This is a genomic window from Rhodoplanes roseus, from assembly GCF_003258865.1.
Lineage (GTDB): Bacteria > Pseudomonadota > Alphaproteobacteria > Rhizobiales > Xanthobacteraceae > Rhodoplanes > Rhodoplanes roseus.
Genome location: NZ_NPEX01000453.1, coordinates 1 through 3,193, shown reverse-complemented (window position 1 = coordinate 3,193; position 3,193 = coordinate 1). Strand labels below are relative to the sequence as shown.

Below are 3,193 nucleotides of genomic sequence, written 5' to 3'. Positions count from 1 at the left end.
GAGGATCCTTATAACGTCGACCATCCGGAGGCGGCGCGCTTCGCCCAGGAGGCCCGCATCATCGCCCAGGCGATGGGGCACAAGCCGGGCGCGAGCTACACCTACGCGGCACCGCCCGTGTTCCTGTTCGAGCCGCATCAGCCGGAGATGTGCAACTTCAAGCCCCAGGTGATCCTCAACATCGACGAGGTCTGGGAGATCAAGCGCAAGACCTTCGAGATCCTCGCCGCGCAGAAGCATCTGTGGGCCTATTACGAGCGCGTGGCGCTGCAGCGCGGCGTGCAGGGCGGGCGCAACACCGGCAAGCCGATGACCTATGGCGAGGCCTATCAGCGCCTGTTCCCGATGGCCCTGGAGGAGCTGGCATGAAGCCCGTCGTCGTCCGCAACATCCCGCGCGCCGACGCGTCGGTGATCGAGACGCTGGCCGAGCTCGGCGTCGCCTCGGTGCACGAGGCGATGGGCCGCGTCGGCCTGATGAAGCCCTACATGCGGCCGATCTTCCCGGGCGCCCAGGTGGCCGGCAGCGCCGTCACGGTGCTGGCCCAGCCGGGCGACAACTGGATGATCCACGTCGCCATCGAGCAGCTCCGTCCGGGCGACGTGCTGGTGGTCGGCGTCACGGCCGACAACACCGACGGCATGTTCGGCGACCTGCTCGCCACCTCGCTGAAGGCGCGGGGCGGCGTCTGCCTGGTGATCGACGCCGGCGTGCGCGACGTGAAGACCCTCACCGAGATGAACTTCCCCGTGTGGTCGCGGGCGATCTCGGCCAAGGGCACGGTCAAGGCGACGCTCGGATCCGTCAACGTGCCGGTGGTCTGTGCCGGAGCGCTGGTCAATCCGGGCGACGTGATCGTGGCCGACGACGACGGCGTCGTCGTGGTGCCGGTCAAGGACGCGGCCGCGGTCGCGGCGGCCGGCGAGGCCCGGGTCGCCAACGAGGAGGAGAAGCGCAAGAAGCTCGCTGCCGGCGAGCTCGGCCTCGACATGTACAAGATGCGGGAGCCGCTCCTGAAGGCGGGCCTGCGCTGGGTGGACAGCCTCGACGAGGTGTGAGACGGAGTCGTTCCCGACCAACTTTCACAAGAAGGGAACGACATGGATCTCGGTCTCGCGGGAAAGACCGCGCTGGTGCTGGGCGCCGGCGGCGGTCTCGGTGGTGCGATTGCGGCGGCGCTCGCCCAGGAAGGCGCGCGCGTCGCCATCGGCGACATCGACGGCGATGCGCTGAACAAGACGGCGGCCGCGATCGAGGCGGCGGGCTCGAAGGCGCTTCCGCTCACCTGGGATCTCGCCGACCTCGCCTCCATCGAGACGCATGTGGCGGCGATCGAGAAGGCGTTCGGTCCGGTCGACGTGCTGGTCAACAATACCGGCGGCCCGCCCCCGACTCCGGCCAGCGGCCAGGATCCGGCGGCGTGGTCGAAGTTCTTCCAGTCGATGGTGCTGTCCGTCATCGCCCTGACCGACCGCGTGCTGCCGCAGATGCGCGCCAACAAGTTCGGCCGCATCATCACCTCGACCTCGTCGGGCGTGGTCGCGCCGATTCCCAATCTCGGCATGTCGAACGCGCTGCGGCTCACCCTGGTCGGCTGGTCGAAGACGCTCGCCCGCGAGGTCGGCCGTGACGGCGTCACCGTCAACATCGTGCTGCCCGGCCGCATCGCCACGCCGCGCATCCGCTTCCTCGACGAGCAGAAGGCGAAGCGCGAGAACCGCTCGGTCGACGAGGTCTCGGCCGAGAGCACCGGCTCCATCCCGGTCGGCCGCTACGGCGACCCGAAGGAGTACGGCGACGTCGTCGCCTTCCTGGCCTCGACGCGGGCGTCCTACCTCACCGGCTCGGTGATCCGGGTCGACGGCGGCTTCATCCCGAGCATCTGATCAGGTCGGCGACATAGTTGCTCGTGCCGCCGGGCCGAGGGCCTTTTCGGTGCGTGCCGGTGGGACGGGCAGGTCCCGCGTCTTTCGCGTCGGTGGTCGCGGCAACGAAAAAGGGCGGCGCCGTCGCGCCGCCCTTTGCCGTGATGTTCTCAGGGCCTGGTCGCCCTCATTGCGGCGGCTGCGGCTGGGCCTGCCCGGTGAGCAGCGGCGTGATGCGGCGGACGGCGACCCGGCGGTTCTCCCGCAAGGGTCCGTCGGTCGGCACCTTCAGATACTGCCTGCCGTAGCCCTGCGTGGTCAGGTTCTCGGCCGGCACCCCGAACTGCTGAGTGAGAACCATTGCGACCGCCTCGGCGCGACGGTCCGACAGCGACAGGTTGTCGACGTCGCCGCCGACCGCGTCGGTGTGCCCCTCGATCAGGAACACCTCCTGCGGATTCGCCTGGATGGCGCGGTTGAGGCCGTCGGCGATGCCGGCGAGCTTCTCGATCTGCATCGGATCCAGCTCCCAGGAGCCGGTCTCGAACGTCACCGTGTCGAGATCGACGCGGGGCATGCGATCCCGCAGCGGCGCGTTGTAGCGGACCTCGTCGAGCGTATAGGGCCGCTCGATCTCCATCACGGGTGGCGCCGTCAGGGTCTCGTAGAGCAGCGTCGGGGAGGCCCGCTCGGTCTCCACGATGTAACGCTCCGGCGGGATGTGCACCACCGGCGGCGGCATGTTGAGCATCAAGGCGCCGACGCCGAGCCCGACCGCCGCGCCGACGGCGAGTCCGGTGCCGAAACCGGGCCCGCGCGGGCCGGGGGGCGGACCGCCCGGACCCCAGTGGCGCCGGTTGTCGATCAGGATGTATTCGCGGCCGTCCGGCATCACCCGGGTCCGGCGCAGCAGATAGCCGTTGTCGTCCGTCACGGTGACGACCCGGTACCCGCCCGGCCGCACCACCACGGCGACGTTCTCGTTGCCGCGCCGCTCCATGCGCACGTCCTGGGCGCCGTAGCGGAAGCGGTCCATCTCGTTGTGCCGGATGATCGTCCGGTCGCCCTCGCGAATGATGGTCCGGTCGGGCTCGCGGATGATGGTCGTGCTGCCCTCGCGGGTCTCGCGGCGCTCACCGCGCAGCTCGTCCATCCGGCGCAGCGGCTGGCCCTGCGCCGATTGCGGCACGAACCCGACGCCGGGCGGGGCGGCCGGGATCGGCCGGGCCATCTGCGGCGTGGGCGCCGGCAGGCCGGCGGGCGTCAGCGGTGCGCCTTGGGTCGACGGGACGACGGCGGGACCGCCTTGCGCCGCCGGGGGCGGTCCG

Annotated in this window: 3 protein-coding genes and 1 pseudogene; 3 read left to right on the top strand and 1 reads right to left on the bottom strand. The window is 70.5% G+C overall.

What is annotated here, in order from left to right; genetic code table 11:
• From CH341_RS29950 to CH341_RS29940, 3 genes and pseudogenes are all read left to right on the top strand, one after another.
• Positions 1-369 (top strand): annotated as a pseudogene (locus tag CH341_RS29950) (PIG-L domain-containing protein); the annotation flags it as partial.
• Positions 366-1,058, top strand: a complete 693-nt coding sequence (locus CH341_RS29945) for a 4-carboxy-4-hydroxy-2-oxoadipate aldolase/oxaloacetate decarboxylase (protein ID WP_111423090.1) — start codon at positions 366-368, stop codon at positions 1,056-1,058. The pseudogene CH341_RS29950 and the gene CH341_RS29945, both read left to right, overlap by 4 nt.
• Before the next feature lie 42 nt (positions 1,059-1,100).
• Entirely contained in the window at positions 1,101-1,886 is a 786-nt protein-coding gene (locus CH341_RS29940; protein ID WP_111423088.1) for an SDR family oxidoreductase, read from the top strand.
• A gap of 166 nt (positions 1,887-2,052) precedes the next feature.
• On the opposite strand, the gene CH341_RS29935 is transcribed toward CH341_RS29940, so the two are convergent.
• Complete coding sequence (locus tag CH341_RS29935) at positions 2,053-3,018, bottom strand: OmpA family protein (protein WP_245431320.1); 966 nt, start codon at positions 3,016-3,018, stop codon at positions 2,053-2,055.
• Between the last annotated feature and the right edge of the window lie 175 nt (positions 3,019-3,193).

Bases quoted from the DNA above. Each gene is read 5' to 3' on its own strand.
- CH341_RS29945 (WP_111423090.1), top strand. From the start codon at position 366: ATGAAGCCCGTCGTCGTCCGCAACATCCCGCGCGCCGACGCGTCGGTG.
- CH341_RS29940 (WP_111423088.1), top strand. From the start codon at position 1,101: ATGGATCTCGGTCTCGCGGGAAAGACCGCGCTGGTGCTGGGCGCCGGC.
- CH341_RS29935 (WP_245431320.1), bottom strand. From the start codon at position 3,018: ATGGACGAGCTGCGCGGTGAGCGCCGCGAGACCCGCGAGGGCAGCACG.